The organism is Microlunatus sp. GCM10028923 (assembly GCF_042666975.1).
Classification (GTDB): domain Bacteria; phylum Actinomycetota; class Actinomycetes; order Propionibacteriales; family Propionibacteriaceae; genus Microlunatus.
Window position 1 is genome coordinate 198,537 of the sequence record NZ_JBHTFF010000011.1, and the last position, 26,255, is coordinate 224,791.

30 protein-coding genes and 1 tRNA gene are annotated in these 26,255 nt (G+C 70.4%); 13 read left to right on the forward strand and 18 right to left on the reverse strand.

Translation table 11 applies throughout. The features are described from left to right. Positions 1-18 precede the first annotated feature (18 nt). Complete coding sequence (locus ACFQU4_RS25280) at positions 19-1,584, forward strand: glycosyltransferase (RefSeq protein ID WP_377497313.1); 1,566 nt, start codon at positions 19-21, stop codon at positions 1,582-1,584. Here ACFQU4_RS25280 and ACFQU4_RS25285 read toward each other — a convergent pair. The 3 genes from ACFQU4_RS25285 to arsM all read right to left on the reverse strand — a co-directional run bounded on the left by ACFQU4_RS25285 (position 1,549) and on the right by arsM (position 4,607). Continuing rightward, a complete protein-coding gene (locus ACFQU4_RS25285) occupies positions 1,549-2,724 on the reverse strand; it encodes an NAD(P)/FAD-dependent oxidoreductase (RefSeq protein WP_377497315.1) in 1,176 nt (391 codons plus the stop codon). The two genes, ACFQU4_RS25280 and ACFQU4_RS25285, sit on opposite strands and share 36 nt — an antisense overlap. A 71-nt stretch (positions 2,725-2,795) precedes the next feature. Further along, entirely contained in the window at positions 2,796-3,755 is a 960-nt protein-coding gene (gene sigJ / locus ACFQU4_RS25290; RefSeq protein ID WP_377497317.1) for an RNA polymerase sigma factor SigJ, read from the reverse strand. Positions 3,756-3,806: 51 nt separating this feature from the next. Next, positions 3,807-4,607, reverse strand: a complete 801-nt coding sequence (arsM, locus tag ACFQU4_RS25295) for an arsenite methyltransferase (protein ID WP_377497319.1) — start codon at positions 4,605-4,607, stop codon at positions 3,807-3,809. A 92-nt stretch (positions 4,608-4,699) separates the two neighbouring features. Between arsM and ACFQU4_RS25300 the strand changes: the two genes are divergently transcribed. Continuing rightward, a complete protein-coding gene (locus ACFQU4_RS25300; RefSeq protein WP_377497321.1) occupies positions 4,700-5,041 on the forward strand; it encodes an ArsR/SmtB family transcription factor in 342 nt (113 codons plus the stop codon). 26 nt (positions 5,042-5,067) lie between these two features. After that, on the forward strand, positions 5,068-5,679 hold the full coding sequence (locus tag ACFQU4_RS25305) for a maleylpyruvate isomerase family mycothiol-dependent enzyme (protein ID WP_377497457.1): 612 nt from the start codon (positions 5,068-5,070) through the stop codon (positions 5,677-5,679). Here the strand turns inward: ACFQU4_RS25305 and ACFQU4_RS25310 are convergent. Together ACFQU4_RS25310 and ACFQU4_RS25315 are read right to left on the reverse strand one after the other, a co-directional pair. Then, entirely contained in the window at positions 5,676-6,677 is a 1,002-nt protein-coding gene (locus ACFQU4_RS25310; RefSeq protein WP_377497323.1) for a TerC/Alx family metal homeostasis membrane protein, read from the reverse strand. The two genes, ACFQU4_RS25305 and ACFQU4_RS25310, sit on opposite strands and share 4 nt — an antisense overlap. 66 nt (positions 6,678-6,743) lie before the next feature. Beyond that, on the reverse strand, positions 6,744-7,712 hold the full coding sequence (locus ACFQU4_RS25315; RefSeq protein ID WP_377497325.1) for a helix-turn-helix transcriptional regulator: 969 nt from the start codon (positions 7,710-7,712) through the stop codon (positions 6,744-6,746). Positions 7,713-7,812: 100 nt separating this feature from the next. Between ACFQU4_RS25315 and ACFQU4_RS25320 the strand changes: the two genes are divergently transcribed. The 4 genes from ACFQU4_RS25320 (at position 7,813) to ACFQU4_RS25335 (ending at position 10,474) form a co-directional block, all read left to right on the forward strand. Beyond that, positions 7,813-8,208 (forward strand): RidA family protein, encoded by a 396-nt coding sequence (locus ACFQU4_RS25320; protein ID WP_377497459.1) that lies wholly within the window; start codon positions 7,813-7,815, stop codon positions 8,206-8,208. A gap of 107 nt (positions 8,209-8,315) precedes the next feature. Beyond that, positions 8,316-9,140, forward strand: coding sequence for an MBL fold metallo-hydrolase (locus tag ACFQU4_RS25325; protein ID WP_377497327.1), 825 nt, complete (start codon positions 8,316-8,318; stop codon positions 9,138-9,140). A 56-nt stretch (positions 9,141-9,196) separates the two neighbouring features. Further along, positions 9,197-9,778: a dihydrofolate reductase family protein gene (locus ACFQU4_RS25330; protein ID WP_377497329.1), complete on the forward strand. Its 582-nt coding sequence runs from the start codon at positions 9,197-9,199 to the stop codon at positions 9,776-9,778. A 96-nt stretch (positions 9,779-9,874) separates the two neighbouring features. Next, entirely contained in the window at positions 9,875-10,474 is a 600-nt protein-coding gene (locus ACFQU4_RS25335) for a dihydrofolate reductase family protein (protein ID WP_377497331.1), read from the forward strand. A gap of 41 nt (positions 10,475-10,515) precedes the next feature. On the opposite strand, the gene ACFQU4_RS25340 is transcribed toward ACFQU4_RS25335, so the two are convergent. Continuing rightward, a complete protein-coding gene (locus ACFQU4_RS25340) occupies positions 10,516-11,118 on the reverse strand; it encodes a S41 family peptidase (protein ID WP_377497333.1) in 603 nt (200 codons plus the stop codon). On the opposite strand from ACFQU4_RS25340, the gene ACFQU4_RS25345 reads away from it, so the two are divergent. After that, positions 11,095-11,718, forward strand: coding sequence for a hypothetical protein (locus ACFQU4_RS25345; RefSeq protein WP_377497335.1), 624 nt, complete (start codon positions 11,095-11,097; stop codon positions 11,716-11,718). The genes ACFQU4_RS25340 and ACFQU4_RS25345 overlap by 24 nt on opposite strands. 142 nt (positions 11,719-11,860) lie before the next feature. Here ACFQU4_RS25345 and ACFQU4_RS25350 read toward each other — a convergent pair. Both ACFQU4_RS25350 and ACFQU4_RS25355 read right to left on the reverse strand, forming a co-directional pair. Then, positions 11,861-11,937, reverse strand: a tRNA-Met gene (locus tag ACFQU4_RS25350). A 58-nt stretch (positions 11,938-11,995) separates the two neighbouring features. Further along, positions 11,996-13,177 carry an aromatic acid exporter family protein gene (locus ACFQU4_RS25355; protein WP_377497337.1) on the reverse strand — a complete coding sequence of 394 codons (1,182 nt, stop codon included), beginning with the start codon at positions 13,175-13,177 and terminating at the stop codon, positions 11,996-11,998. Between the two features lie 70 nt (positions 13,178-13,247). On the opposite strand from ACFQU4_RS25355, the gene ACFQU4_RS25360 reads away from it, so the two are divergent. Beyond that, on the forward strand, positions 13,248-14,066 hold the full coding sequence (locus ACFQU4_RS25360; RefSeq protein ID WP_377497339.1) for a ThuA domain-containing protein: 819 nt from the start codon (positions 13,248-13,250) through the stop codon (positions 14,064-14,066). After that, a complete protein-coding gene (locus tag ACFQU4_RS25365; protein WP_377497341.1) occupies positions 14,063-15,151 on the forward strand; it encodes a Gfo/Idh/MocA family protein in 1,089 nt (362 codons plus the stop codon). The genes ACFQU4_RS25360 and ACFQU4_RS25365 overlap by 4 nt, the downstream gene beginning before the upstream one ends. Here the strand turns inward: ACFQU4_RS25365 and ACFQU4_RS25370 are convergent, their stop codons facing one another. Continuing rightward, positions 15,152-15,565: a hypothetical protein gene (locus ACFQU4_RS25370; protein WP_377497343.1), complete on the reverse strand. Its 414-nt coding sequence runs from the start codon at positions 15,563-15,565 to the stop codon at positions 15,152-15,154. A gap of 40 nt (positions 15,566-15,605) precedes the next feature. After that, positions 15,606-16,064, reverse strand: a complete 459-nt coding sequence (locus ACFQU4_RS25375; protein ID WP_377497347.1) for a MarR family winged helix-turn-helix transcriptional regulator — start codon at positions 16,062-16,064, stop codon at positions 15,606-15,608. Positions 16,065-16,142: 78 nt separating this feature from the next. Here ACFQU4_RS25375 and ACFQU4_RS25380 point away from each other — a divergent pair, with 78 nt between their 5' ends. Further along, positions 16,143-16,454, forward strand: coding sequence for a hypothetical protein (locus ACFQU4_RS25380; RefSeq protein WP_377497349.1), 312 nt, complete (start codon positions 16,143-16,145; stop codon positions 16,452-16,454). On the opposite strand, the gene ACFQU4_RS25385 is transcribed toward ACFQU4_RS25380, so the two are convergent. Then, a complete protein-coding gene (locus tag ACFQU4_RS25385) occupies positions 16,395-17,567 on the reverse strand; it encodes an MFS transporter (RefSeq protein WP_377497351.1) in 1,173 nt (390 codons plus the stop codon). The genes ACFQU4_RS25380 and ACFQU4_RS25385 overlap by 60 nt on opposite strands. Positions 17,568-17,789: 222 nt before the next feature. Between ACFQU4_RS25385 and serA the strand changes: the two genes are divergently transcribed. After that, positions 17,790-18,989, forward strand: a complete 1,200-nt coding sequence (gene serA, locus ACFQU4_RS25390) for a phosphoglycerate dehydrogenase (RefSeq protein WP_377497353.1) — start codon at positions 17,790-17,792, stop codon at positions 18,987-18,989. Between the two features lie 30 nt (positions 18,990-19,019). Here the strand turns inward: serA and ACFQU4_RS25395 are convergent, their stop codons facing one another. The 3 genes from ACFQU4_RS25395 to rsgA all read right to left on the reverse strand — a co-directional run bounded on the left by ACFQU4_RS25395 (position 19,020) and on the right by rsgA (position 22,064). Further along, entirely contained in the window at positions 19,020-19,964 is a 945-nt protein-coding gene (locus tag ACFQU4_RS25395) for an SRPBCC family protein (RefSeq protein ID WP_377497355.1), read from the reverse strand. A 44-nt stretch (positions 19,965-20,008) separates the two neighbouring features. Next, the gene (locus ACFQU4_RS25400; protein WP_377497357.1) at positions 20,009-20,869 is read right to left on the reverse strand and encodes an inositol monophosphatase family protein; all 861 of its coding nucleotides are present in this window, start codon (positions 20,867-20,869) and stop codon (positions 20,009-20,011) included. A 217-nt stretch (positions 20,870-21,086) separates the two neighbouring features. After that, complete coding sequence (gene rsgA / locus ACFQU4_RS25405) at positions 21,087-22,064, reverse strand: ribosome small subunit-dependent GTPase A (RefSeq protein ID WP_377497359.1); 978 nt, start codon at positions 22,062-22,064, stop codon at positions 21,087-21,089. A 100-nt stretch (positions 22,065-22,164) separates the two neighbouring features. Between rsgA and ACFQU4_RS25410 the strand changes: the two genes are divergently transcribed. Beyond that, the gene (locus ACFQU4_RS25410) at positions 22,165-22,749 is read left to right on the forward strand and encodes a DUF1361 domain-containing protein (protein WP_377497361.1); all 585 of its coding nucleotides are present in this window, start codon (positions 22,165-22,167) and stop codon (positions 22,747-22,749) included. On the opposite strand, the gene aroA is transcribed toward ACFQU4_RS25410, so the two are convergent. Genes aroA through ACFQU4_RS25430 form a run of 4 tightly spaced genes read right to left on the reverse strand, consistent with a single transcriptional unit; the run spans position 22,746 to position 26,212 of the window. Beyond that, complete coding sequence (gene aroA, locus ACFQU4_RS25415) at positions 22,746-24,035, reverse strand: 3-phosphoshikimate 1-carboxyvinyltransferase (RefSeq protein WP_377497363.1); 1,290 nt, start codon at positions 24,033-24,035, stop codon at positions 22,746-22,748. The genes ACFQU4_RS25410 and aroA overlap by 4 nt on opposite strands. A 51-nt stretch (positions 24,036-24,086) precedes the next feature. Beyond that, positions 24,087-24,971, reverse strand: a complete 885-nt coding sequence (locus ACFQU4_RS25420) for a DoxX family membrane protein (protein WP_377497365.1) — start codon at positions 24,969-24,971, stop codon at positions 24,087-24,089. Positions 24,972-24,980: 9 nt separating this feature from the next. Continuing rightward, complete coding sequence (locus ACFQU4_RS25425) at positions 24,981-25,610, reverse strand: GNAT family N-acetyltransferase (protein ID WP_377497367.1); 630 nt, start codon at positions 25,608-25,610, stop codon at positions 24,981-24,983. Then, complete coding sequence (locus tag ACFQU4_RS25430) at positions 25,607-26,212, reverse strand: TetR/AcrR family transcriptional regulator (protein WP_377497369.1); 606 nt, start codon at positions 26,210-26,212, stop codon at positions 25,607-25,609. Before ACFQU4_RS25430 ends, ACFQU4_RS25425 begins: the two co-directional genes overlap by 4 nt. Positions 26,213-26,255: the final 43 nt, after the last annotated feature.

Here is a 26,255-nt window from a genome sequence, read left to right on the forward strand (position 1 = left end):
GACGGCTAGATTCGCCTGGTGGCTGGGGATGATGCAGCACCTGCGGTCTCGGTGATCATGCCGACGTACAACGCGCTCGAGTTTCTCCGGGACGCGTTGGAACCGTTGCGCGCCCAGACACTGGGGACGGACCGGTTCGAGGTGATCATCGTCGACGACGGCTCGTCCGACGGCACGCTGGCGTACCTGGAGCAGGAACGGGCGTCCTGGCCGGGACTCCAGGTCATCCCGCAACCGCACACCGGACGCCCGGGCGAAGCCCGCAACGTCGGGATCGAGCGGGCCACCGGCCGGTACGTCTTCTTCCACGACGCCGACGACTGGCTCGGTGACGAGGCGCTGGAACGCTGGGTCACGGCCGCGGACCGGTACGACTCCGACGTCGTGGTCGGCCGGATCCAGAAGGTGACCCCGGACGGGCGCCGGGCCGGCAAGCTCACCGGTGCGGTGGACGCCGACCTGATCGGCGACGGGGTCTGGCGCAGCCTGGGCCCGCAGAAGCTGTTCCGGCGGGCGCTGCTGGAGCGGCACGGGCTGCGGTTCCCGGACGACATGGTGCAGGGCGAGGACCAGGTCTTCGTCGCCACGGCGCTGTTCGCCGCGTCCCGGGTGACCACGCTGGACGACTACGACTACTACTTCCGCCGGCAGCGGGCCGACGGCGGCAACCTGTCCCGGCGGTCGCAGCCGCTGCGCAACAAGCTGCTCACGGTGACCCGGATGTCCCGGTTGATCGTGCGGCACGTCGATCCCGCCGTCCGGTCGCCGTACCTGGACCGGATCCTGCTGCGGACGCTCGCGGCCGGGCTCGGCGGTCCGTACCTCGGCGCCGAGGCGGCCGAGCGGGCGGAGGCGATCGCGACCCTGAAGGCCGAGGTGCTGCCGCTGCTCGACGACCGGCACCTCGCCGAGGCCACCGACGTCGCGCGGCTCCGGCTCTGGACCGCGCTGCGCGGCACCGCCGACGATCTCGTCGACCTGAACCGCTGGCTGCCCGGGCGTACCACGAAGGTCGCCGAGGGGGTGCTGGTCTACGCCTTGCCGGCCCGGCTGGAGGAGTTGCTGCCGGAGGCGGTACGGCGTGCCCGGGAGCCGCTGCGCTCCTCGTACCGGCTGGTCGACGTGCAATCCGAGCCGGACGGGATCCGGCTCGGCATCGACCTCGAACTGCCGCTGCACGCCGCGGCACCGGACCAGACCTGCGTCGAGTTCGTCCGCCGCGGCAAGCCGCTGACGGTACGGGTCGACGGCGCACCGGGCGACCGGCCCGGCCGCTACCAGGTCCACCTGCGGCCGCACAGGCTGGCCGCAATGGTCCGCGGTCGAGCTGTCTGGGACGTCAACTGCGTGGCGCTGCAGGGTGGCGCGCTGATCGCGACCGCCCGGGTCGACTGGGACGACCGGCTGGCTCCGGCCGACGAGGCGGGGGAGCCGGATCCGTCCGCGACCACCGCGGTGTTCGGCCGGACCCGCTCCGGCTACCTGCGCCTCACTACGACCAGCCCGCCCCGGCCGGCGCCCGGCCCGGCCCGGCGGGCGATCCGGCGGCTACGCCGCCTGCTGCCGGTCCCGCGCCGTCGGTAGGACGCCGTTCCGGGCCGGTCCGAGCACCAGCGGATGGGTCGCCAGCCAGGCCGCGCCGGAGCAGACCCACTCCTTGATCCGGGCCGCGGCCGGCCCGGTGATCGCCGCGGGGAGCGCCCGGTCGTCCCGGGTCACCGGCTGGATGATCCCGTCGCGCCGGCCCAGGCTGATGCAGCGGAGGTAGTAGCTGACCGGCTGCTCGCGGGTGGGCCGACCGGTCAGCCGGGCGGCGATCGCGTCGGTGGCCCGCATCGCCATCGGGAAGCCGGAGGCGCACGACATCCGCAGCATCGTGCCCTTGACCCCGGCGGCGGACCCGGCGTCGCCGACCGCGTACACGTCCGGGTGGGACACCGAGCGCATGGTGGCGTCGACGACGATCTGGCCGGTGTCGGTGACCGCGAGCGCGCTGGCCGCGGCGATCGGATGGACCGCGAACCCGACGGTCCAGATCGCCACCGTGGCAGGGATCGGGCCGGCGTCGGTGATCACGGCGCCGTCCTCGACCCGGCGTACCTCGCGCTCGTCGTGGACGGTGATGTCGAGCCGGGCCAGCACCCGGCCGAGGTGCCGCCGGGCCTGCGGGCTGAGCCGTTCGCCGACCCGTTCCCGGGCGACCAGAGCGGTGCGCAGGTCGGGCCGGGACTCGGCGATCTCGGTGACGGTCTCCAGCCCGGTCAGGCCGCCGCCGACGACGACCACGGCGGCACCGGCCGGCAGCTCGGCGAGCCGGTTCCGGAGCCGGAGGGCGCTGGTCCGGCCGGCCACGGCGTGCGCGTGTTCGGCGACGCCCGGCACCCCCAGGTCGGCGGTCGTGCTGCCGAGGGCGTACACGAGCGTGTCGTAGCCGAGCTCGACCATGCCGCCGGACTCCTGCAGCTGGACGGTACGGCGATCGACGTCGACCGCGGACACGAGCGCCTGCCGGATCGTGACCCGGCGGCCCGCGAACAGGTCCCGCAGCGGCCGGGCCGGCAGGTCCTGGCCGACGACCAGCTGGTGCAGCCGGACCCGTTCGACGAAGTCCGCTTCGGCGTTGACCAGGACGATCTCGACCCCGTCGCCGAGTTGTCGGGCCAGCTTGGCCGCCGCGTGCGCACCGGCATAACCGGCGCCGAGGACGACGATGCGATGGTTCATGTTCCGCTCCTTGTCCCGAGGTGACATCCCAAGAACCGGACAGGGCCGCGAAACCTGACAGTCTGCGTCGGTCAGCCGCCGAAGCGGGCCAGCGGCTCGCCGTGATCGAGGTCGGGCCACTGCCGGGTGAGCCGGGCCAGCTTGTCCGGATTGGCCTGGATGTACAGCGCGGCGACGCCGTCCTCGGTCACCCGCAGCCCGACGACGCCGATCACCCGGTCGCCGGCCACCGCGAGCACGGACGGTTCGCCGTTGCTGATCACCGGATACAGGTCGGGGATGCCGTGGAAGACGTCCTCGACCAGCGCCTGCCGGGACGCGCTCGGCCGGAACAGCCCGGTCAGGAACCTGGCGATCTTGAGTGCGCCGACGATCGGCGTACTCCGGGCCGGCACCTTGCCGCCGCCGTCCGACACGCTCACCGCATCGTCGGTGAGCATCTTGATCAAGGGCTCGGGGTCACCGCCGATCGCGGCGGCGAGGAACTCCTCGGTGATCTTGTCCGCGGTCGCGGTGTTGATCACCCGCCGGGTCCGGTCCAGCGTCAGCCGCTGCTTGGCGCGCCGGTACAGCTGCTGGCAGTTCGCCTCGGTCAGGTCGAGGATCTGGGCGATCTCGGCATGCGGGTAACCGAAGGCCTCCCGCAGCACGTAGACGGCGCGTTCGTTGGCCGACAGCTGTTCCATCAGGGTGAGCATCGCGATCGAGACCGACTCGCGCTGCTCGGTGGTCTCGTCGGGGCCGAGCATCCGGTCGCCGGCGAGCAGCGGCTCCGGCAGCCAGGTGCCGATGTAGCGCTCCCGCCGGACCCGGGCCGAGCCGAGCTGGTTCAGGCAGACGTTGGTGAGCACCTTGGTCAGCCAGGCCTCGGCATTTTCGATCCGGTCCCGGGCGGCGCCGTGCCAGCGCAGGAAGGTGTCCTGGACCGCGTCCTCGGCGTCCGTGGCGGAACCGAGCAGCCGGTAGGCGATCGCCTCCAGCTTGCCCCGGCTCTGCTCGAACAGATCGACGTCGTACGTGTTGATCGCCATCGCCTACCAGTGAAGCACGCGGCCCAGGAGAGCGGCGCGCCGAACCACCGGTCAGGTCGGCTTGACGGCCCGGACGATCGCGGCGTGCATGCCGTCGGCGGCCTGGTGGGTGAACTCGACGGACGTCTCGACGAACCCGACCCGGGCCAGGCCGTCCAGGTATTCGGTCCGGGACAGCGCGCCGGCGATGCAGCCGACGTAGCTGCCGCGCTCGGCCCGTTCGGCGGGCGTGAGTTGATCTTCGGCGACCACGTCGCTGATCCCGATCCGGCCGCCCGGTGCCAGCACCCGGAACATCTCGGCCAGCACCTTCGGCTTGTCGACCGACAAGTTGATCACGCAGTTGCTGATCACCACGTCGACCGCGGCGTCCGGCAGCGGTACGTCCTCGATGGTGCCCTTGACGAACTCGACGTTGGTCGCGCCGGCCTGGGTGGCGTTGGTCCGGGCCAGGTCGAGCATCTCGTCGGTCATGTCGACGCCGTACGCGAAGCCGGTCGGGCCGACCCGGCGGGCCGACAGCAGGACGTCGATCCCGCCGCCGGAGCCGAGGTCGAGCACCCGCTCGCCCGCGCGCAGTTCGGCGACCGCGGTCGGGTTGCCGCAGCCGAGACTCGCCGCGACGGCCGCCACCGGGAGCTCGTCCCGCTCGGTCGCGGCATAGAGCGTCGAGCCGAACGTCTCGGACACCTCGACCGGCTCCGGCCCGCAACACGAGGCGCCGGACGACTCGGCTTCGGCGCCCCCGCAGCCGGCGCGTTCGCCGCCGGCCGTGACGCTGCTGGCGGCGCTGGCGTACCGCTGCCGTACCAGCTCCACCAGCTCCTGCTCAGCCCCCGTGATCCCTGTCATGATGGACATCCCTTCAAATCGATGATCTTCGATGTGTGTGATTCTAGGCAGGTCTCATCGATAGCTGTCAATACATGATCTACACTCGAGCCATGGTTCCGATCGCGACCGTCGCCTGCTGCTCGCCGCTGACCGGCGAGGTGCTGAGCGTCGACCAGGCCGAGGCGCTGGCGGCGTCGCTCAAGGTGATCGCCGACCCGACCCGGCTGCGGCTGATCTCCCTGGTCGCCGCGCACGACGGGGGAGAGGCCTGCGTCTGCGATCTCACCGAGCCGGTCGGGCTGTCCCAGCCGACCGTGTCGCACCACCTCAGGCTGCTGGTCGAGGCGGGCGTGATGACCCGGGAACAGCGCGGCAAGTGGGCCTACTACCGGCTGCAGCCGGCGGCGCTCACCGCGATGGCGGCCCTGATCGCTCCGGTGGGAGCTCGCTAGCCTGGAAGAATGCGGGCGTGGACGTGATGAGTCTGGCCCGGGCGGAGCGAGTCGATCTTGCGGATTTCCTTGACACGTTGACACCTGAGCAGTGGGAGGTGCCGACCCTCTGCCACGGCTGGCGGGTCCGGGACCTGGTCGCCCACCTGATCAGCTACGAAGATCACGACCTGCGGGACATGTTCCGCAGGCTGCGGCGGGCCGGGTTCAGCTTCGGCCGGCTGAACGACGTGGCGCGGGCCGAGTATGCGCACCTGGGGCCGCGCGGGCTGGTGGCGTTCCTGCGCGAGCACCTGACCCCGCAGGGCTCGACGGCCAAGTTCGGCGGCAAGGTCGGCCTGGCCGACGGGCTGATCCACCACCAGGACCTCCGGCGGCCCTTGGGTGTGCCCCGGACGATCCCGGCCGAGCGGCTCCGCGTCGTCCTGTCGTTCGCCGTCACGGCGCCGCCGCTGCGCGGGTTCTGGCACGTCCGCGGGGTACGGATCGTCGCCACCGATCTGGACTGGTCGTACGGCCGCGGACCCGAGGCCCGGGGGAGCGCGGAGGCCGTCCTGATGACGCTGGCCGGCCGGCCGACGGTGGCCCGCGAGCTCAGCGGACCCGGCGCCGAGGTGCTGCAGCGGCGCCTCGGCTAGTCGGCTTCCTGCCGCCGTCGGTCGTACCCGGTTTTGGCCAGGCTGATGATCGTCGTGACGAGCAGGGTGGCCAGGATGAAGCCGAGCGACACGGCGATCCCGATGTGCGGCAGGTGCACGAAACCGACATCGTCGATGTGCGAGCCGTGCAGAGCCTCGATGATCAACTTCAGCCCGATGAAGCCGAGGATCACCGCCAGGCCCACGTTGAGGTAGACGATCCGTTCCAGCAGCCCGCCGATCAGGAAGTACAGCTGGCGGAGGCCCATCAGGGCCAGCGCGTTGGCCGTGATGATGATGTAGGCGTCCTGGGTCAGCCCGAAGATCGCCGGGATCGAGTCCAGCGCGAAGATCACGTTGGCCATCCCGATCGCCGCGATCACGATCACCAGCGGGGTCAGCAGCACCCGGCTCCGGCGGCCCGGCAGGCGGGTGTCCGTCCGGGTCACCAGCCGGGCACCGTCGTAGTCGGCGCTGAACGGCAGGACCCGCCGCAGCAGCCGCAACACCGCGTTCTCCTTGAAGTCCGCGTCGCTCTCGCCGTCGACGGCGAGCCGGATCGCGGTGTAGATCAGGAACGCGCCGAGCAGGTAGAAGGTCCAGCTCGCGGCCGCGATGGCGGCGGACCCGGCCGCGATGAACACCGCACGCAGCAGCAGGGACACGATGATGCCGATGTAGAGCACCTTGTCCTGGGCCAGCGCCGGCACGGCGAACCGGGACATGATGATCACGAACACGAAGAGGTTGTCGACGCTGAGGCTGTACTCGGTGATGTAGCCCGCCACGAACTCCGACCCGGCCGGGCCCGGATGGAAGACGAACAGCCCGACCGCGAACAGCGCGGCCAGCCCGATGTAGATGATCACCCAGCGGGTGGCGTCCTTGATCGAGACCGTACGTTGCCGGCGGGCGATCACCAGCAGGTCGAGCGCGATGATCGCCAACAGCGCCACCACGGTGATGATCCAGACCAGCGGTGACACAGCAGTGATCAAGGCACGACCTCCGGACGCCGGAGGCGGTCACCTCCATAGCGTGACTATCTTATCCGGCGGGTGCCGTCACTCCGCATACCGTGCCGCGATCGCCGCGGCCCGGTCGTGCAGGGCAGTCCGCAACGACGGCGGCGCCAGGGCCTCCGCGTCCGGTCCGAGCTGCCAGAGGGCCCAGACCGCGTGCCGTTGATCTTGGAACGTCAACTCCAGCCGGAGCCGGCCGTCCGGCTCGGCCTGCTCGGTGAGCACGGCGAGTGCCGTACCGACGATCTCCGCACGTCGCTGCGGTGCGATCAGGGCCAGCACCGTGACCTGGTCGCCGCCGGTCCGGAACCGGACGCTGCGTTCCCGCCAGGCGCGGTCGAGGTCGACCCGCTGCGGCCGGTCGGCCGGCTCCGCGAGCTCCTCGGCCGCGTGGACCCGGGACAGCCGGTAGGTGCGGTCCTCGCCCGACCGCGTCGCCAGCAGATAGCCCTGCCCTCGTACGTTCACCAGCCCGATCGGGTCCACCGTGCGCCAGGTCGGCGGCTGATCGACGGCCTCGTACTGGAGTCGCAGCCGGTGCCCGGCCAGGACCGCCCGCCGGATCTCGGCCAGGACGGCGTCGGACACCTCGTCGGCGACCAGTCGTCGGGCGAGCAGGTCGGTCTCCGGATCGATCAGCAGCCGTTCGGCCACCCCGGCGGCGGTGTCGCGATAGCCGTCCGGCAGCGCATCGACCACCTTGAGCATCGCCGAGGCGAGCGCCGAACCGAGCCCGAACGCCTCCGCTCCGCGCCGGGAACCCGCGATCAGCAGCGCCAGTGCCTCGTCGTGATTCAGTCCGGTCAGCTCGGTGCGGAAGCCCGGCAGCAGGGCGAAACCGCCGTGCCGGCCCCGCTCGGCGTAGACCGGGACACCGGCGGCGGACAGCGCCTCGATGTCGCGCAGCACGGTGCGGGTGGAGACCTCGAGTTCGCGGGCCAGCGTGGTGGCGCTGAGCCGGCCGCTCTGCCGCAGCAGCAACACGAGCGACACCAACCTGTCCGCACGCATCCCCGAACTGTAGGCCAATACCTGACCAAGGATGTCGTGATTGCTTGCCAGGCTGGCCCGCGTTCGTACCCCTCGAAACAGAAGTGGAGCTGATGTGATCATGGAACGCACCGCGGTCAATCCGGTGACCTGGTCGGCGGACCTGGGATTCAACCAGGGGGAGGTCGTCTCCGGCCAGACCCGGACCCTGTACTGCTCCGGGCAGACCGCGATGAGCGCCGACGGGAAGCCTCAGCACGACGGCGACCTGGCCGGGCAACTCGGGCTGAGCCTGGACAACCTGGAGGCCGTGCTCGGTGCGGCCGGCATGACTCTTGCCAACCTCGTCCGGCTCAACGTCTACACCACCGACGTCGACCTGCTGTTCCGGCACTACGGGATCCTGGCCGGCCGGCTCGGTGCCGCCGGGGTGGCTCCGGCCACGACGATGCTCGGCGTGACCAGGCTGGCGATCCCCGGCCAACTGGTCGAGCTCGAAGGCACCGCCGTCGCCTGACCGAACGGTGGAAGGGCTGATCTTCCTTCCGCCGGATGGCTTGCCAAGGATCGCAGCCGGGGATACCGTCGCGACAAGTGGTTGCAAACTAAAAGCGGAGGTGCACGATGCTGAGTCAGGTCGCGGAGGGTGTGCTGGTGCACCAGAGCGCGCTGCTGCGGAACAACGCCGTCGTCGTGCAGGGCCGGGACGGCGTGTTGATCATCGATCCCGGCATCACCGACGCCGAGCTGTCCTGCCTGGCCCGCGACGTGGCCGAGCTCGGCCGGCCCGTCGTGGCCGGGTTCGCGACGCACCCGGACTGGGACCACGTGCTCTGGCACACCGAGCTCGGCGACGCTCCCCGCTACGGTACGGCTCGTTGTGCGGCCCGGATGGAGGAGCTGCGGTCGGACCCGGACTGGCGGACCCGCGTCACCGAAGGCCTGCCGCCGGAGATCGCCGACGAGACTCCGCTGGACCTGTTCGGCCTCATCACCGGCCTGCCCGCGGGAACGACCCGGCTGCCCTGGGCCGGACCCGAGGTCCTGATCATCGAGCACCCGGCCCACTCCCCGGGCCACGCGGCGCTGTTGATCAAGGAACGCCGCGTCCTGGTGGCCGGCGACATGCTGTCCGACCTCTTCGTCCCGATGCTCGACGAGCCGAACGGCGCCAACGACCCCGTAGCGGAGTACCTGGTCGGGCTGCAGCAGTTGGCGGACGTGGCCGGCGAGCTCGACGTCGTCATCCCCGGCCACGGCTCCGTCGGTGATCAAGTCCGGGACCGGATCGAGCTGGACCGCGCCTACGTCGTCGCCCTGCGCGACGGGCAGTCCACCGAAGATCCGCGGGTCGTCTCGGCCGAGCCGGGCTGGGAATGGGTCGGCGACATCCACACGGGCCAGTTCCGGACGTTCGCCGAGCGCCGCAACGAGACGCCCGGCGGCTGACCTGCAGGATGATCAACGGGCGGGCTGCCGGGCCGCCACGACCCCAGGAGGCGAGCATGGCTTCAACGGTGCTGTACATGTCGATGTCCTTGGACGGCTACATCGCCGGGCCCAACGACAACCCCGGTAACCCCGGCGGTGACGGGTTCGATCGCTTGCACGACTGGATGTGGACCGAGGACTGGAAGATCCGGCCCGGTGTCCCGACCGAGTTCCGCCAGGAATGGGACCGGACCGGCGCGCTGATCGCCGGACGACGTACCGCCGAACAGGTCAACCACTGGAACGGGGACAACCACAACGGGGTCCCGATCTTCATCGTCAGCCACCGCCCGCCGGACCCGGCCGTGGCGGAGTTTCCGCTGGTGCATTACGTCACCGACATCGAATCCGCCGTGGCCCAGGCCCTGGCGGCGGCTCGGGGCGAGGACGTGCTGATGCACGGTGCCTCCGTGGCCCAGCGAGCCCTCGAGTCCGGCGTGCTGGACGAGTTGCAGGTCCACCTGGTGCCGGTGCTGTTCGGCGGTGGGCTGCGCCTGTTCGACGTACTGCCCGACCGGGTCGAACTGGACGTCATGCGGGTGATCGACACCCCCGAGGCCACGCACCTCCGTTATCGCGTACGCCAGAATTCTTGATCAAGTCCGGCCCGGGTGTCCGATTCGGGCTCGGCCGTTCGTGGTGTTGGCAAGCGGCCGCAGGGGCCGTCCGAGGAAGACGCCAAGGAGTCATCAATGACCAGCAATCACGAACACGCAGCCGGCCGCCGAGTCGTGGCGAACATCGGGCTCAGCCTCGATGGCTACTACCGCCGCAGTGGCGACGAGGGCATCGCCTACCTCGGTGATGCGGAAGTCGGCTACGACCAGATCGTGCGGACCATCGAGACGGCGACGACCGCCGTACTGGGCCGGGTCAACGCCGAGGAGTTCCTGGTCTGGTGGCCGAGCGTGATCGGCACCGAGAAGGTCGACCCGCGCGACGAGAAGTACGCCAAGTGGCTGGTCGCCGCCGAGAAGATCGTGCTGACCAGCACCCTGACCGAATCGCCGTGGGAGGGCGTACGGGTCGTCAACGCGCCCGCGGCCGAGCTGATCGCGGAACTCAAGTCCACCGGTCAGGGCGACATCTTGATCAACTGGAGCGCCAGCGTGATCAAGCAACTGCTCGCCGCCGACGCCATCGACCGCCTCAATCTCGTGGTGGCCCCCGTCCTCGGCGGCGACGGAATCCGGCTGTTCGACGACGACAACCCGCTGACCGACTGGAAACTCGTCGATCATCAGGTCAGCGGCCCCGGTGTGCTCGCCCTGACCTACGACCGGGTCCGCTAGACCTTCATTCGGCTCCGTGCCCGGGCTGGCCCGGGCCCCGATCAACAGCGTGGAACTTCGATGGCACCAAACGCGGCCGAAAGTTCCACAGAGACCTCGCGGCTTGCGGCGTGTGCGTCGGCATGGAGCGCGTCGAAGTTGGCTGCGGTCTCGTGGAGTGTGGCGCACACGTCGTAGGCGAGGTCGATCGGCATCCCGGTCATCGATTCTTCGTGCCAGCCGGACGAGGCCGTGGGGAGGTCGAGCTTCAGTCCGCTGCGCGGCAGGAGATAGGGAGCCAGGTTCCCGAAGCCGACGGCGCCCGCCGAGCGTCCGCCGATGATCTTCGCATCCAGACCGGTGCGGAGCATCCAGGCAGCACTCTCCGCGGCCGGTGCGCTGCCCTTGTCGGTCAGGACCAGCATGCGCCCGCTCCAGGGCGAAGCCGACCTGGCGATCATGTACGGCTCATCGACCGTTCGCAGGCTGCTGGACGTACTGAGTGCGAACGCGTCGATGATCGACTCGAGCGGTGCGCCACGACCCTCGGGTTCGCTGAAGACGGCCACGTTCCACCGGTTGACCACCTGCTCGCCGATGCGCCACTCACGCCACCCGGGCCACACGACCTCGCGACGTACATGATCACGAATCCAAGCGATCATGTGCGAGTCCTCGCCGCCGGGATTGCCCCGAAGATCGACAAGGATCCGGTCGTGGGTGAAGTGCCGGGCATGATCGCCCCGCCACTGCTGCGTGAGCAGCCGGCCGTCGGGACCGCCGCCACCGCACTGGCGCAGCCGGATGCACAGCACCCCTTCGACGATCTCTTCGCTCACCACGGGGCCCGGGTCATCCTGCAGCACGGGTTCGTCGGCTCGTCGGTCGACCGCGCGGAGAAGGTCCGAATCTTCGCCGGCCGCCCAGAGGTGGTTGTCGTGGAAGAGCCAGCGAAGATCATGAACGGACGTGCCCAACGCCTGGCCCCACGTTCGCGGCTGTTCGGATCGGAGCCGGTGCCGCCACCGGTCGAGTACGTCCTCGGCAGCAGCCGGGTCCAGGACCCCATCGGCGACTCCGAAATGTCGCTCGGTGATCAGCACGGCAAGATCGGGAAGATCGGCAGCCAACGCAGCCGAGTCGCAGGCGTCCCCACTGCTCCGAACCTTCGCTTGTCGAGCCAGCCTGGACGCCGCCGCGCTGCTGGGATCCAGGAGCCAGGCGACGCCGGATCGATCCGGCGGGAGATAGAGGCTGCGCGCTGAATCACTCGCGGGAGCGAGCTGATCGGAGGCCACGCCCACAACCTACCGACGGGTCCGTACCCAAGACGGCCCACGGCAGGCAACGCCTGGGATCCCTTGAAAACAACGAAGGACCCGGACCTTTCGGTCCGGGCCCTTCTGGTGGTAGCGGGGGCAGGATTTGAACCTGCGGCCTCTGGGTTATGAGCCCAGCGAGCTACCGAGCTGCTCCACCCCGCGTCGCGTTGATAACCATAGTTCACGCCTCCGGAGATCACAAATCGACCCCCGGACACCCTCAGTCCATGTCCGGGACGCGGGTTCTGGCCTCGGCGTAGTCGAGGCCGGTGAGCTCCAGCAGGTCGGTGATGATCGACCGCAACTGGGCCAAGATCACCACCGCGGACATGGTGTCGGCGAGCCGCAGCCGGGAGCTGGCTCGGCCCAGGGCGACCAGCCGGGCCTGGGCGGCGGTCGGGAGCCGTCGGTTGTACAGCTCGCCGGCCATGTAGCGCACGGCGTCCGCCAGATCCTTCATCAAGGTCAGGTACGCCAGCGGTACGGTCTCGTCCCGCCACAGGGCGATGGCGCTGCGGCGGGCCAGGACGCGGAGGTTCCGGCTGGCGTGGTCGAGCGGCACCTGGAGATCGGCGTACGCCTGCACGGCGGGCAGGTCGCGGCGGCGGAAGGGGGAGTGGCGGACCACGCCGAGGCCCTCGTCGGTCGCCTCGCGCAGGTCGTCCAGCGCGGTCTCGGTCGCCCGGGCCTGGACCAGAACGGCGTCGCCGCCCTCCTCGTCCCCGGTCCGCAGCGCCTCGGCGGCGGCGTCCAGGGTGGCGGCGAACTCCTGCAGGATCTTGGCCGCGACCAGCCGGGGCAGCCGCAGCGGGGCGCTGGGGGCGATGGTGGCCAGCAGCAGGGCGATCGCGCAGCCGGTCACCGCGTCCAGCCAGCGGTTGACTCCCTGGCCGGGCATCGGGGTCAAGGTGATCACGATGATCGACTGCACGCCGGCCTGGATGATCATGAGATTGCCGGCGCCGAGCAGGGTGGCCAGTGACATCGCGATCGCGCAGACCAGGATGATCTGCACCGGCCCGGTGCCGAACGCGATCACGAACAGATCGCCGACCAGAACGCCGACGGCGACGCCGATCGCGACCTCGATGCCGCGCCGCAATCGCTGCCCGAACGTGAATCCGAGGGTGATGATCGCCGCGACCGGAGCGAAGAACGGCATCGGGTGGCCGAGGACGACTTGGGCCAGCAACCAGGCCAGCCCGGCGGTCACCGCACACTGGATGATCATGAAGATGCGGTCCCGCCAGCGGCTGACCCGGCGTTCCGCGGACTCCCGGCTGCGCCGCAGCGTACGCCCGGACAGATCGAAGGCGCGCAGGCTCAACTGACGGATCAACGGCACCGGCGGCCGCCCGTCCTCGGCGTCGGCACCCTGGTCAGCCCGCGATCGGCGCTCCATCGCACCATCATGGCCCGCCGGCCGGCGCTCGCCACCGACCGACGCGTCCCGCGTGCTGGACCGCTGCGAAATGGGGCTTTGCGTGCCGGGACTTGAAGGCGCAGACTTGTCCATCGTGACTTCACCGATCCGCGTCACCGTATGGGGCGAAAATCATCACGAGAACAGCGACCGTGACCGCGAGGGGATGGCTGAGCGCTATCCGGATGGCATGCACGGCGCCATCGCCGCGGGCCTGACCGAGCTGCTCGGCGACCAGGTTCAGGTTCGCACCGCGACCCAGGACCAGCCCGAGCACGGGTTGACCGACGAGGTGCTGGAGAGCACCGACGTCCTGACCTGGTGGGGCCACGCGACGCACGGCCAGGTGGACGACAAGATCGTCGACAAGGTCTACCAGCGGGTGCTCGGCGGGATGGGGCTGCTGGCGCTCCACTCGGCGCACTTCTCCAAGATCTTCATCAAGCTGATGGGGACCAGCTGCTCGCTGACCTGGCGCAACTCCCAGGACACGGAGCTGGTCTGGACGACCAATCCCGGCCACCCGATCGCCGAGGGCGTACCGCATCCGATCGTCATCGACGAGCAGGAGATGTACGGCGAGTACTTCGACATCCCGCACCCGGACGAGCAGATCTTCATCTCGACCTTCTCCGGCGGCGAGGTGTTCCGGTCCGGCTGCACCTGGCGCCGCGGCAAGGGCAAGGTGTTCTACTTCTCGCCCGGTGATCAGGAGTACCCCGTCTACCACCACCCGGACATCAAGCGCGTGCTGGCCAACGGCGTCCGCTGGGCCGCGCCGGATCGGGCCGGCGAGTTCGTCACCCCGTCCGTGGTCAACCAGCCGCCGCCGATCTTCACCGGTCGCGGCCTGAAGGAGGACAAGTGACCGACGAGCAGAAGAAGCTCCGGGCCGGCGTGGTCGGCCTCGGTTGGGCGGGCCAGCAGCACATGCAGGCCTACTTCGACGCCGCCAACGCCGACCTCGTCGCGCTGGCCGGCATGGAGTCCGAGAAGCTGGCCGAACTGGGCGACAAGTACGGCGTCGAACGGCGCTACCCGGACTGGGAATCCATGGTCAGGTCCGGTGACCTGGACGTGATCAGCGTGGCCACTCCGACCGCCCTGCACGCACCGATCGCGGTCGGCGCGCTGAACGCCGGGATCCACGTGCTGTCGGAGAAGCCGATGGCCGAGAGTGGCGCCGCGGCGGCGACGATGGTGCAGGCCGCCAAGGACAACGACCGGGTGCTCGACGTGTCGTTCAACCACCGGCAGCGCGGCGAGGTCACCGCGCTGAAGGAGATCGTCGACCGTGGCCGGCTGGGCCAGATCTACTACGCCAAGGCCGGCTGGCTGCGGCGGCAGGGTATCCCCGGCCTCGGCACCTGGTTCACCCGCGCCTCGCTCGCCGGCGGCGGCGCGATGATGGACATCGGCGTGCACATGCTGGACATGGCGCTGCACCTGCTGGGCAACCCGCAGGTGTCGTCGGCCACCGCCGCCACCTACGCCGAGTTCGGCCCGCGCGGCCGCGGTGGTTCGGCGTACGGCCCGCGGGCCAACGCCGACACCAAGGTCGACTTCGAGGTCGAGGACCTGTCCACCGCGTTCCTCCGGCTGGACGGCGGCGGCACGCTGCTGCTCGAGTCGAGCTGGGCCCAGTGGATTCCGTACGACCAGTGCTACGTCGCGCTGTACGGGTCCGAGGGCGGCGCCAGCATCGAGTGGGGCGGCTGGGGCGTCGAGCCGTACCAGCGGCTCAACGTGTGGACCGAGATCGACGGCATCCCGGCCGAGCTGCAGCCGATCGTGCCGCCCGCCGGCCACCACGAGGCGAGCGTGCTGCAGTTCCTGGACAAGGTCCAGTCCGGCAAGTTCGGTGATCATCGCGGCGAGGAGGCGTTGATCCGGGCCAAGGTGCTGGACGGGATCTACGCGTCTGCGGCGAAGGGCACCGAAGTCGCGCTCTGATCAGGCGAACGAGAACACTCCGAGACCCGGGTCGGCGACGTACCAGACGTCGTCGACCCGGACCTCGCTGAGCTTGCCCTGCACGGCGGTGAATTCGATCACCGCCGTGTTTCCTTCGGTACGGGTCGTGCGCGGGGAACTGCGCCACGCGTCCAGCGAACTCTGCGCCGCCTGATCGGCCAGCCGTTCCAGCCCGGCGACGCAGGAATCCTTGCGCTGCTGAGGTTTCCGGGCGACCGGCGTGTCGTCGGTGTCCACCATCAGAGCACAGGCGCCGGCATGGTCGCCGTCGTCGAACCGCTTCAGCCACTCGGTCGCCGTACCCTCGGGATCCTGCCCGGCCGACGCACAGCCGCCGAGCAGTCCCATGATCATCAACCCCGCCAGCAGGCCCGCGGCCCGTCCCCTCGCCATGGCGTCATCCTCGCAGATCAGGTCCGTGCGTTCATGATCATCATCGGGCTCGCGCGATGAGGTCGGTCAGGTCCGCGTGGATCCGGCGCAGTTCGGAGAGGTCCATGCCGAGCCGGTCGAGGATCGCCGGCGGAATCTTGACGGCCTGGCGGCGCAGCCTGCGGCCGGCCGGGGTGAGCGTGATCCGGAGGCTGCGCTCGTCGCCCGGCTCGCGCTCGCGGGTCACGTAGCCGATCTCGGCCAGGCGCTTGACCAGGGGCGACAGGGTGGCTGCGTCGGACGAGACGAGGTCGCCGAGTTCCCGGAGCGACAGGGTGCCGTGCTGCCACAGGGCCAGCATCACCAGGTATTGCGGGTGGGTCAGCTTGAGCGGGTCCAGCAACGGGCGGTAGAGGCCGATCACGGTCCGTGACGCGACGGCCAGGGCGAAGCAGACCTGTTGCTCCAGGGCAAGCAGGTCGGTGTCCGCGGCGTCGGGGCTCGGTGCTTCGGAAGGCATGCCGGAGAGTATAGTTAATGCACGAACGATTAGGGTACGAACCCTTAGCGTGTGATGTTGACCGGGGAGAGTGATCGAATGCCTGCCAGCCTGAGCCGGGAGGAACGGGAGGCCGAGCGGCAGAGCCTGGACGTCGTCCAGCGGGCCCTGCTGAGCGTCGCCGCCTGGATCGTGTTCGGCTCCATCGCGATCGTGCTCGCGGCCTACCTCGCCGTGCGTGGCGAGTCCGATCTCGGCTACTCCCGTACGGTCGGGTTGTGGGTGATGACCGGCGTGATCGGGTTGATCACGGCGGTGGCGACCCTGGTCGTCAACCGGCGCCGGCCCTGGTCACCGTTCGCGCTGCTCGGGCTGCTGCCGATGGCCGTCTCGGCGTACTGGATCCTGTGACCGGGCCAGTCCGGCCTGCAACAGCAGTACCAGGACGGCGAACCCGGCCATGATCATCGCGTAGCGGCCGGGCGATCCTTCGATGATCATCCCGAGCAACCCGGGCAGGACCACGGCACCGAGTCCCGAGGCTGCCGTCTGCAGGCCGACCACCCGGTCGACCCGGTGGGCCCGGTCCCTGGTCGTCAGCATCAGCAGCGGATACAGGGGAGCGGCGGCGATGCCGAGCCCGATCACCGCGATCATGGCGGGCACCGGCCGACCCGGTAACAGCAGCGCGGCGAAGATCACCAAGCCACCGGCGGCGACCCGCTGCACGGGCCACGGACCGACCCGGTCGGCGACCGGGCCGATCGCCAGCCGGGTCGCGCAGAGCGCCACCCAGTAGCCGGACACGGTCAGGCCCGCGGCGGCGGTGGACAGCCCGGCGCCCTGGGTCAGGAAGACGAAGCACCACAGGCTCAGGCTCGACTCGAACGCCGACTGCACTCCGACCGCGACGACGCCGAGCACCGCCGCCCGGCTCGGTAGGCGGGGCCCGGTGGTCGGTCCGCCCGGGCGGTTTGCCGGCGGCGGGGCCGGCCAGCGCGAGGCCGAGACGAGGAACGCGACGGCGATCCCGAGCTGCAGCCCGGCGACGATCAGGTACGCCCAGCGCCAGGACCCGTTGCCGACGATGATCGCGGTGACCAGCAGCGGCGAGAGGGCGGCGCCGATCCCGTAGCAGGCGTGCATCACGTTGATCGCCGTCGGGGTGAAGGTACGGGCGGCATGGCTGTTCAGGCCGGCGTCGATCGCGCCCGAGGAGAGCCCGTTCAGCACGCTCGCCGCGATGGTGACCCAGAACGCCGGCGCCAGCCCGGTGCCGAGGAGGGCCGCTGCCGTACCGAAGGTGCTCAGGGCGAGCAACCGGCCGAGCCCGAGCCGGGCCACCAGCCGGTCGGTCAGCGCGGCCGAGGCGAGATAGCTGCCGACACCGAACGGCAGCAGCCAGCCGAGCGCGTCGAGCGGCTCGTCCAGGCTGAGCCGCATCGTCGGCCAGGCGACGCCCAGCATCCCGTCCGGGAGGGCAAGGCTGAGGAAGGCCAGGTAGGCCAGGAGCAGGAGGAACACGGAGACCCTTTGCGGCAGAAGGAGTGATGGCGCAAGGAAGGGCGCTGCGGGCCTCGGAACGTCTCAGTCGGGCCGGTCAGCGCCGGCCCGGGACACCGGGTGATCTCCACTCCACGGGGCGAACTCTAGTCTCCGATTACGGACGCGGGGATGAGATTACGGACGACCCGGCTCGGGACGGTCCTTAGAATGGCCCGGGCGAACCCGAGTTGATGAGGAGCGATGAAGGCACTTCTGCTGGAGAACATCCACCCCGAGGCCGAACGACTGCTGACCGAGCGCGGGATCGAGCTCGAGACGGTGAAGGGCGCACTGGACGAGGACGAGCTGATCGACGCCGTCCGCGACGTCCAGCTGCTCGGCATCCGGTCCAAGACGACCGTGACCGAGCGGGTGATCTCCTCCTCTCCGCAGCTGGTCGGGATCGGTGCCTTCTGCATCGGCACGAACCAGATCGATCTCTCCGCGGCGACCGGCCACGGTGTCGCGGTGTTCAACGCTCCGTTCTCCAACACCCGGAGCGTCGTCGAGCTGGTGATCGCCGAGATCATCTCGATGGCCCGGCACCTGACCGACAAGAACGCCAAGATGCACGCCGGGGTCTGGGACAAGTCGGCCACCGGTGCGCACGAGGTGCGCGGCCGCACCCTCGGCATCGTCGGGTACGGCAACATCGGCAGCCAGCTCTCGGTGATCGCCGAAGCGCTCGGCATGCAGGTCTACTTCTATGACGTGGCCGACAAGCTGGCGCTGGGCAACGCGCGCCGCTGCGAGACGCTGGACGAGCTGCTCGAGGTGTCCGAGACGGTGTCGCTGCACGTCGACGGCCGGCCGGGCAACGCGGGTCTCTTCGGCGCCGAGCAGTTCGCCAAGATGCGCCCGCGCAGCCTGTTCCTCAACCTCTGCCGGGGCATCGTCGTCGATCATGAGGCGCTCCGCGCGCAGCTCGAGTCCGGGCACATCGCGGGCGCCGCGGTGGACGTCTTCCCGAGTGAGCCGAAGAAGACCGGGGACCCGTTCACCTCTTCCCTGCAAGGGATTCCGAACGTGATCTTGACGCCGCACGTCGGCGGCTCGACCGAGGAGGCGCAGGAGGACATCGGCCGGTTCGTGGCCGGCAAGCTGCGCGACTACCTCGGTGCCGGTGCCACCACGATGTCGGTGAACCTGCCGACCGTGCAGTTGGACGGTACGCCGACGGACCGGACCCGGATCCTGCACATCCACCGCAACGTGCCCGGCGTCCTGGCCACCGCCAACGGGGTGCTGGCCGACTTCGGCGTCAACATCGACAGCCAGTCGCTGTCCACCCGCGGCGACCTCGGCTACGTGATCACCGACGTCGCCGGGGGAGTACCGGCCGAGCTGCTGGACAAGCTGGGCAGCCTGCCGGAGACGATCCGGCTCCGCCTGGCGGACTGACCGGGTCGGTCCGCCGGAGTCCGGGTCTGCTCAGCGGCGCCGGCGGCCCAGGGCCCAGACCACGACCGCGGCCACGCCGGCGACGGCGGCGGCCGCGGCCGGCGCGTACCGCTTGACCGTGGCGGCGGTGTCGGTCGGCACCGGCAGGCTCCCAGAGGTGGGTCGGACCAGTTCCTGGCCGGCCCGGTCGTCTCGCGCCGCCGCACCGGCCGGCGGCGCCGGCTCCGGGATCGGGGCGGTGGCGAAATCGGCGTCGTCCCCGCGGGGATCGACGATCGGATCGTCGTCCTCGTCCACGAAGTCGTCCACCGGTGCGCCGGCAGGCTCGGGCTCGGGCTCCGCCGGTGGTTCCGGGGCCTCGGCCTCCGGCGTGGCGACCGGGCCCAGTTCGTCGTACCCGAACTCGTCGTCGGCCGCGGCGGTCTGCTCGACGTCGACCTGCTCCTCGTCCTCGGCGAACTCGACCAGCTCGGGCTCCGGCTCCGCGGCCGGCTCGGCCGGAACGGGCTCCAGGTCCGGCGCCGCGGCCCGCCCGGTCAGCTGGTCGGCGACCCCGTGCACGAACCGCTCCAGGACCCGGTCCACCACGTCGGAGATCACCGCCTCACCGAACTGGGCCGGCCGGCCGGTCAGGTTGAGATTCGTCTCGGCCACGATCTCGGTGCCCGCGCGACCGAGCCCGTCGAACCGCGCGGTCAACTCGACGGTCGCGCCGCCCTGACCGCGGCGGTCCCGGCCCTTGGCCTCGATGATCAGCCGGCGCTCGGCCTGATCACGCTCGACGATCCGTCCGGATCCGCTGTAGAGCAGGAGAATCGCGCCGAACTTGATCTTGATCGATCCGGTGAAGTCGTCTCCGCGCACACTCTCCAGGGTGGCGCCGGGGAAACTCGGGGCGACCCGGTCGAGGCGATGGAATGCGGCCCACACATCCTCGACCCGGGCTGGGACGGTGAATCGGTGGTTGAGCTGCATCCGGTCATTGTCTCCTGCAGTCGTGGCTGGCTGCCAACTTCACCTCAGGCGCCCGGCACGTCCTCCTCGTCGTCGGCGCCCTCGGTCTCGGGTTCGTAGTCATCGGGTCTGAGCTGGTCCAGGACGGCCTCGTGCAGCCTCCCGTTGGTGGCGTACGCGCCCTCGCCGTTCGGTCCCGGCAGGCCGTCCAGATCGGTGAACCGGCCGCCCGCCTCGGCGACCACGATCGAACACGCGGCCATGTCGTGCAGGGCCAGTTCCGGCTCGCAGGCGATGTCGACGGCACCCTCGGCGAGCAGCATGTAGGACCAGAAGTCGCCGTACGCACGGGTCCGCCAGCAGGACCGCAGCAGGTCGACGAACTCCTGGCCCTGGCCGTTCTCCACCCAGCCGCCGATCGAGGAGTAGCTGAGTGACGCGTCCTCGATCTTGGTCACGTCCGACACGTGGCAGGGGCTGGCCGACATCAGCGACTTCCCGGTGTACGCGCCGTTGCCGAGCGAGGCCCACCAGCGGCGGCCGAGCGCCGGGGCGCTGACCACGCCGACCACGACCTCCTCCTCGACCATGAGCGAGATCAGGCTGGCCCAGACCGGCACGCCGCGGACGAAGTTCTTCGTACCGTCGATCGGGTCGATCACCCAGCGCCGCGGACCCCAGCCGGTGTCGTCCAGCTCCTCGCCGTGGACGGCGTCCCGCGGCCGGGCCCGGCCCAGCGTGCGCCGGAGCACCTCTTCGACCTCGGTGTCGGCATCCGTCACCGGGGTCAGGTCGGGCTTGGTCATCACGTGCAGATCGAGCGACTTGAACCGGCTCATCGTGATCGAATCGGCGTCATCGGCCAGCAGATGCGCCAAGCGCAGATCGTCCGTCAGACTCTGCTGGGAGGGGATGCTCGCCGCCATGGGGCATACCGTACTAGTGACCCGCCGACAGTCCCCGGCGCCACCACGCCGTGCAGGAGGGTGGTGTCGAACGGTGACCTACTGCGCGGCACCCGGGCACGCGCCTCGCGGCGCGCGAGGCGCTCGCGTTACGGCCCGGTAGCCCTTCGCGCCTCGCGCGCCCCGATGCACGCACCCGGGCACCTGCTCGCTACGGCCACCGTCCGACACCACCCTCCTATGCAGTCGTGATCATTCGCCGGAACGACTCCAGCCGGCCGGCGCCGAGCCGGCCGTCGGCGACCGCGGCATCCAGCGCGCATTCCGGGTCGGCGGCGGTGTGGTGGCAGCCGCGGGGGCAGTCCGCGGCGAACTCGGCCAGGTCGCCGAAGGCGGCGACGATCCGGTCCGGGGTGACGTGACTGAGCCCGAAGGAACGGACGCCGGGCGTGTCGATGACCCAGCCGTCGCCGCCCGGCAGGGCGAGCGCGATCGCCGACGTCGAGGTGTGCCGGCCCCGGCCGGTGACCTCGTTGACCTGGCCGATCGCCCGGTCACTGCCCGGGATCAGCCGGTTCACCAGGGTCGACTTGCCCACACCGGAGTGCCCGACCAGGACGCTGACCCGGCCCGCCAGCGCCGCCCGCAGCGGCTCCAGGTCGCTGTCCGGCGCCAGCACCACGCTCGGTACGCCGAGCGGCCGGTAGGCGGCCAGCAGTTCGTCGGGGGCGGCCAGGTCCGCCTTGGTCAGGCAGAGCAGCGGCTCCAGGCCGGCGTCGTACCCGGCGACCAGGATCCGGTCGATCATCCCGGTCCGCGGCGGCGGGTCGGCCAGCGCGGTGACGATGGCGAGCTGGTCGGCGTTGGCGACCACCGGCCGCTCGTACGGGTCGTCGTCGTCGGCCGTCCGGCGCAGCACCGTGGTCCGGTCCTCGACCTCGACGATCCGGGCCAGCGTGCCCTCCTCACCGGAGGTGTCGCCCACGACGCGGGCCCGGTCGCCGACGATCACGCTCTTGCGGCCGAGCTGGCGGGCCTTGACCGCGGTCACTTCACGGCCGTCGACCAGGACCCGGTAGCGCCCGCGGTCGATCGTGATGATCATGCCGATCTCGGCCTCGGAGTAGTCCGGCCGGTCCTTGGTCCGGGGCCTGCTGCGCCGACGAGGCCGGTCGAAGCCGGTGTGGTCGTCGTCCCGCAGTCCGCGAGTCGTCATCCGATCGCTGATCGGCCGCAGGTCGACACCTGGTGGGCCGGGCGTTGATTCATCTCTCCGACCTCCTTGGGGTGGGTCCGATCCTGGCTACCATCATGGCATGTCTCTGCTGGTGGGCAACGCGTTCTGGATGACCTGGAACACGATCCTCGCCCTGGTGCCGCTGCTGCTGGCCTGGTTGATCTTCGGCAAGCGCGAGCGTCCCGTCTGGCTGTTGATCATCGGTGCCGCCGCGTTCGTCGTGTTCCTGCCGAACGCGCCGTACGTGTTGACCGACGTGCTGCACCTGCCCGGTGATCTTGCGGTCGCGCACGGCAATCCCTGGCTCGTCGCGGCCCTGCTGACGCAATACCTCTGTTTGTTCGCGATCGGCTTCGGCGCCTACGTGGTGGCCCTGGTCCGGCTGCAGCGCTGGCTGACCGCCCGGGGTGTGTCCCGCCGGTCGGTGATCATCATCGACCTCGCGCTGCACGCTCTGTGCGCGGTCGGGATCGTGATCGGCCGGGTGTTCCGGTTCAATTCCTGGGACGTGGTGGCCGATCCGGGCGGCCTGCTCGAACTGGTCCGGATCCCGCAGCCGCGGACCGTGCTGGTGCTGCTGGCGCTGTTCGGCATCCTCGCCGTCGGCGCGGCCCTGGCCCGGGCCCTGCCGACGATCATGAACCGCGCCAGGAGCCTGGTCTAGTCGGCCGAGTCGTTGATCATGGTCTGCCAGAGTTCGGCGAACTCGGGCATCGTCTTGGCCGTGCAGCCGATGTCGTCCAGCTCGATGTCGTTCACCACCAGGCCGAGCAACGCACCGGCATGCGCCATCCGGTGGTCGGCGTAGCAGTGCCAGAGGGCGCCGCCGAGCAGCTTCGGATGGATCGTCAGCCCGTCGTCGGTCTGGCTGACGTGGGCGCCGAGGGCGTCCAACTCGGTCTCGAGCGCGGCGAGCCGGTCGGTCTCGTGGCCGCGGATGTGCGCCACACCACGGATGTGGCTGGTGCCGTCGGCCAGCGCCGCGATCGCCGCGACCACCGGGGTCAGTTCGCTGGCCTCGCGAAGATCAAGATCAACCGCGTGCAGTTGGTCGGTGCCGATCACGGTCAGTCCCGAGTCGTTGCGGCCGACCGCGGCGCCGAACCTCGTCAGGATCTCCCGAAGATGATCACCGGGCTGGTGGGTCTGCTCCGGCCAATTGGGTACGGTGACCGTACCGCCCGTGATCGCCGCGGCGGCCAGGAACGGCGCCGCGTTGGAGAGGTCCGGCTCGATGTCGACGTCGACCGGCGCGATCGGGCCGGGGGAGACCACCCAGCGGGCCGGCTCGCTGTCGTCGACCGCAACCCCGCGGTCACGCAGCATCGCCACCGTCATGTCGATGTGCGGCTGCGACGGCACGTCCTTGCCGTCGTGGCGAAGATCAAGACCCTGGGCGAACCGGGCGCCGGCGAGCAGCAGGGCGGAGACGAACTGGCTCGAGGTGGAGGCGTCGACGGTGATCACGCCGCCCGGCAGGTCCGGCCGGCCGGTCAGCCGGAACGGCAGCGTCGAGGCCTCGTCCGGAACCGTCGCTCCGCAGTCCCGCAACGCGTTCAGCAGCACGTCCATCGGCCGCCGGTAGGCCTGCTCGTCGGCGTCGAACGCCACCTCGCCGGGCGCCAGCGCCGCCACCGGCGGGACGAACCGCATCACGGTCCCGGCCAGTCCGCAGTCGATGGTGCCGCCGGCCGTGAAGGTCGCCGGCGGCTCGATCCGCCACTCGTCCGCTGACTCGGTGATCTTGACCCCGAGGGTGCGCAGCGCGTCCCGCATCAGCCGAGTGTCCCGCGCGTCGAGCCCGTACCTGATCGTGGAGGGCCCGTCGGACAGCGCGGCCAGGATCAGCGCGCGATTGGTCTCGGACTTGGATCCGGGCACCGAGACGGTGGCCCGGATCGGGGCCGGGGCCAGCGGTGCGGGCCAGGTGGCGGTCGGGGTCGCGGACACGCGGGCGAGTTTACGCGGTTGACCTGCCGCGGCCGCCACCGCGGGTGATGATCAGTTCTCGCCGAGGTGGATGTTCTCGGTGGCCTTGTTGATCTTCTTCGCGACGTCGCTCTTCTTGACGTCCTTGATCACCTGTTCGGCCTGCTTGGCGACGTCGTCCCGGGCCTGCTCGGCGCCCTTGGCCAGGTTGTCCCGGCCCTTCTTGAAGTTCTTCTTGGCGTCCTTGGCGGCGCGCTCGGCGTTCTTCTTGAACTCCGCCGCCTGCTTCTCGGCCACCTTGCGCGCCTCGACCGCCTGCTTCTCGGCGACCTCGCGAGCCTTCTTCAGATCCTTGGCGGCCTTCTTCCGGGCCCGCCGCGACCCGGCGACCACCGTGCCCGCCAGCAGGGCGCCGCTGGCCAGCGCCTCCTCGGCGAACTCCCGGCCCTCCTTGGCGGCCTTCTTGCCCGACTTCTTGGTGTCCCGGGCCAGTGCCTCGCTGCCGCGCCGGGCCCGCCAGGCCAGGCTCGGCTTGCCCTCGGTGTCACCGGCCGCCAGCAGCACCCCACCGAGCAGGCTGGCGTTCTTGAGGAAGTGGGCCTTGTCGACCGCTTCCTCCTCCGGGGTGTCCCGGGTCCAGAACGGGTGCTTCGCGATCGTGCTGGGCACCAGCGAGGCGGCGAGCAGCAGCGCACCGAGCCGGCGGCCCTTGCCGGTGGCCAGGGCGAACCCGCCGGCCAGCTGCAGCGCACCGTTGATCCTGATCAGGGTCGCCGCATCCTCCGGGATGTACTTGGCGACGGCGTCCGGCGCGTAGTCCTTGACCAGCGGCACCACCTTGTCGGCGATCGGCTGGGCGGCGGGGACGAGCGAGTCCGGATCCTTGACGGCCTTGACCCCGGAGACCACGAAGTACGAGGCGAGCAGGGTTCGGGCGGCTGCACGAAGCAAAGTCATGACCCATTCCTACCGTGCCGCCGGACCGCGGCCAAGTGGGGCGGCCGGTGAGTCCTTGGCGTACCGCAGCGACACGTACGCGTTGATCCCGGAGAACCGGCCGTGCCGGACCGGCTTGCGGTCGTATTCGACGTAGCCGAGCCGGCGATAGACGCTGAGCGCGGCGGCGTTGCTGTCGGCGACTTCGGCGAGCACGAAGCTGTCGTACTGGGGGAGCGTGTGCAGTTGCCGGAGCAGTGCGGACGCGACACCCCGGCCGCGGTGCCGGGCCGCCGTCGCGACGAACTCGATCGAGCCCTGCCGAGGCCGCGGATCCTTGATCGGCTCACTGAACTGGCTGGTGAACACCCAGTGCGCGAAGCTGCCGCGGATCAGCCCGAGGTGCCGGCGCATGGTCGCCACGTCGGACCGGACGCAGCCCTGCACGCCGTCGGTGCAGGCGGCGATCCCGGCCGGTTCACCGTCCACAGTCGCGACGTGGAACAGGTCCAGGACGAACGTGTGCGCGAACGCGTCGACCAGGCGCGCCGGGTCCTTCGCGAACGCGGTGAAGTGCTGGCCGAAGCCGTCAACGAAGATCTCGCTGACGCTCCGCGCGGCATCGTCGCCGAGGGAGCGGGCGGGCACGATGTCGATCATGAGGGCTCCTTGATCAAGAAGGTGGTGAGCAGCTCCGGGCTCGGGCCGGAGAACCGGTCGCCGCGGATCAGCCGCAGCTGGGCCAGACCGCCGAGAGCGGCGTAGAAGAGATCGGCCAGCGCATCGGCCGGCCCGGGCCGGAAGGTGCCGTCCCGCTGACCCCGTTCGATCAGCCGTACGGTCTCGCCGTGCAACTCCCGGTGCCGGTCCAGCAGGGCCTCGATCCGGGCGTCGTCCGGTCCCTTGAGCACCGCCTGCTGCAGCAGCAGATAGAACTCGAGCGTCGCCCCGCCGGCTGCGATGTCGTCCAGGAACTCGGTCGCGAACGCCAAGATCAACTCGTCCGCCGGTGCCTCGGTCCGAAACATCGCAGCGACCCGCTCCAACCCGGTCGCCGCCTGCTCGACCAGGTCCCCGAACAGGTCCTCCTTGGTCCGGTAGTGCCGATACAGCAACCCGACACTGACCCCGGCCGCGCCCGCGATGTCGCCGACGCTGGTCGCCGCGAAACCCTTGCGCGTGAACAGCGTGATCGCCGCCGCCTGCAACTTGTCCCGGGTCGCCGCCCGGATCGCCTCGTTCTGCGCCTCGCTCCGCGGCACCGTCGATCCTCCTGGCTGTTGAGTGAACTTTCATTCATTGTAC

What these genes read in the sequence shown, in the direction of transcription:
- arsM (WP_377497319.1), bottom strand. Translation starts at nt 4,607, where the DNA reads ATGACAGGGATCACGGGGGCTGAGCAGGAGCTGGTGGAGCTGGTACGG.
- ACFQU4_RS25285 (WP_377497315.1), bottom strand. Translation starts at nt 2,724, where the DNA reads ATGAACCATCGCATCGTCGTCCTCGGCGCCGGTTATGCCGGTGCGCAC.
- ACFQU4_RS25395 (WP_377497355.1), bottom strand. Translation starts at nt 19,964, where the DNA reads ATGCAGCTCAACCACCGATTCACCGTCCCAGCCCGGGTCGAGGATGTG.
- serA (WP_377497353.1), top strand. Translation starts at nt 17,790, where the DNA reads ATGAAGGCACTTCTGCTGGAGAACATCCACCCCGAGGCCGAACGACTG.
- ACFQU4_RS25325 (WP_377497327.1), top strand. Translation starts at nt 8,316, where the DNA reads ATGCTGAGTCAGGTCGCGGAGGGTGTGCTGGTGCACCAGAGCGCGCTG.
- ACFQU4_RS25380 (WP_377497349.1), top strand. Translation starts at nt 16,143, where the DNA reads ATGCCTGCCAGCCTGAGCCGGGAGGAACGGGAGGCCGAGCGGCAGAGC.
- ACFQU4_RS25300 (WP_377497321.1), top strand. Translation starts at nt 4,700, where the DNA reads ATGGTTCCGATCGCGACCGTCGCCTGCTGCTCGCCGCTGACCGGCGAG.
- ACFQU4_RS25335 (WP_377497331.1), top strand. Translation starts at nt 9,875, where the DNA reads ATGACCAGCAATCACGAACACGCAGCCGGCCGCCGAGTCGTGGCGAAC.
- ACFQU4_RS25360 (WP_377497339.1), top strand. Translation starts at nt 13,248, where the DNA reads ATGGGGCTTTGCGTGCCGGGACTTGAAGGCGCAGACTTGTCCATCGTG.
- ACFQU4_RS25375 (WP_377497347.1), bottom strand. Translation starts at nt 16,064, where the DNA reads ATGCCTTCCGAAGCACCGAGCCCCGACGCCGCGGACACCGACCTGCTT.
- ACFQU4_RS25315 (WP_377497325.1), bottom strand. Translation starts at nt 7,712, where the DNA reads ATGCGTGCGGACAGGTTGGTGTCGCTCGTGTTGCTGCTGCGGCAGAGC.
- ACFQU4_RS25355 (WP_377497337.1), bottom strand. Translation starts at nt 13,177, where the DNA reads ATGGAGCGCCGATCGCGGGCTGACCAGGGTGCCGACGCCGAGGACGGG.
- ACFQU4_RS25400 (WP_377497357.1), bottom strand. Translation starts at nt 20,869, where the DNA reads ATGGCGGCGAGCATCCCCTCCCAGCAGAGTCTGACGGACGATCTGCGC.
- ACFQU4_RS25305 (WP_377497457.1), top strand. Translation starts at nt 5,068, where the DNA reads ATGAGTCTGGCCCGGGCGGAGCGAGTCGATCTTGCGGATTTCCTTGAC.
- ACFQU4_RS25320 (WP_377497459.1), top strand. Translation starts at nt 7,813, where the DNA reads ATGGAACGCACCGCGGTCAATCCGGTGACCTGGTCGGCGGACCTGGGA.
- sigJ (WP_377497317.1), bottom strand. Translation starts at nt 3,755, where the DNA reads ATGGCGATCAACACGTACGACGTCGATCTGTTCGAGCAGAGCCGGGGC.
- ACFQU4_RS25340 (WP_377497333.1), bottom strand. Translation starts at nt 11,118, where the DNA reads ATGATCGCTTGGATTCGTGATCATGTACGTCGCGAGGTCGTGTGGCCC.
- ACFQU4_RS25425 (WP_377497367.1), bottom strand. Translation starts at nt 25,610, where the DNA reads ATGATCGACATCGTGCCCGCCCGCTCCCTCGGCGACGATGCCGCGCGG.
- ACFQU4_RS25420 (WP_377497365.1), bottom strand. Translation starts at nt 24,971, where the DNA reads ATGACTTTGCTTCGTGCAGCCGCCCGAACCCTGCTCGCCTCGTACTTC.
- rsgA (WP_377497359.1), bottom strand. Translation starts at nt 22,064, where the DNA reads ATGACGACTCGCGGACTGCGGGACGACGACCACACCGGCTTCGACCGG.
- ACFQU4_RS25410 (WP_377497361.1), top strand. Translation starts at nt 22,165, where the DNA reads ATGTCTCTGCTGGTGGGCAACGCGTTCTGGATGACCTGGAACACGATC.
- ACFQU4_RS25370 (WP_377497343.1), bottom strand. Translation starts at nt 15,565, where the DNA reads ATGGCGAGGGGACGGGCCGCGGGCCTGCTGGCGGGGTTGATGATCATG.
- ACFQU4_RS25345 (WP_377497335.1), top strand. Translation starts at nt 11,095, where the DNA reads ATGATCACGAATCCAAGCGATCATGTGCGAGTCCTCGCCGCCGGGATT.
- ACFQU4_RS25330 (WP_377497329.1), top strand. Translation starts at nt 9,197, where the DNA reads ATGGCTTCAACGGTGCTGTACATGTCGATGTCCTTGGACGGCTACATC.